The 969-nt window shown below is 59.2% G+C and carries 1 protein-coding gene; it reads right to left on the bottom strand.

Translation table 11 applies throughout. The features are described from left to right. Positions 1-98: 98 nt before the first annotated feature. A partial coding sequence (gene thrS, locus NUW23_16055; GenBank protein ID MCR4427663.1) for a threonine--tRNA ligase occupies positions 99-969 on the bottom strand: 871 nt, incomplete at its 5' end.

Here is a 969-nt window from a genome sequence, read left to right as displayed (position 1 = left end):
AGTCGCTCCCGGATCATCGCCCCCAACATCTCCACTCCAGTTGGCTCTCATGCCTCGCGGAAGTGCTGCTTCCCAGTAGACACTCCTGCAAGACACAATCAGACGAACGACTTCTCCTGAACCTCCTGAGCCAGCCTTCCGCCAAATTCCTCGGGTGTCATAGGGCCGAGGTCCCCACCCGACCGGGACCTTACAGAGACTGTCCTGGACTCCACCTCTTTGTCCCCAACGATCAGCATGTATGGAACCTTGTCCATCTGAGCCTCGCGGATCTTGTAGCCGATCTTCTCGGCGCGCAGGTCGGACTCGACTCTGAAACCTCGCTTGGAGAGGCCAGCAGCCACCTCATTGGCGTAAGGCACGTGCCGGTCTCCTATGGTCATGACTTTGGCCTGGACCGGGGCCAGCCAGGCCGGGAAGGCCCCTGCGTACTGCTCGATCAGGCAACCCATGAACCTCTCCATGCTCCCCAGCACGACGCGGTGGATCATGATAGGTCTGTGCTTCTCTCCATCCTCTCCGATGTAGGTCACGTCAAACCTCTCCGGGAGGTTGAAGTCCACTTGGATGGTGGGGCCTTGCCAGAGCCTTCCCAGAGCGTCTCTGAGCTTGATGTCGATCTTGGGCCCGTAGAAGACCCCTTCCCCGGGATCGATAGTGTATGAGAGATTGTGCCCCTCCAAGGCTTCTTTCAGTGCCCCGGTGGCTCTCTCCCAGTTCTCGTCGGTTCCCACAGACTTCTCAGGCCTGGTACTCAGGAAGATCTCGTATTCCTTGAACCCGAAGCTCCGGAGCATGTAGGTGGCGAAGTCGATCACCCCGACTATCTCGTCCCGCAGCTGGTCAGGCCGGCAGAAGATGTGGGCGTCGTCCTGGGTGAACCCTCTCACCCTCAAGAGCCCGTGCAGCACACCCGATCTCTCGTACCGGTAAACCGTTCCCAGTTCACAGAAGCGCACGGGCATATCA

Source organism: Bacillota bacterium (assembly GCA_024655925.1).
GTDB lineage: Bacteria > Bacillota > DTU025 > DTU025 > JANLFS01 > JANLFS01.
Note: the sequence above shows the minus strand (reverse complement) of the source record. Positions and strands in the feature narration are given on the sequence as shown.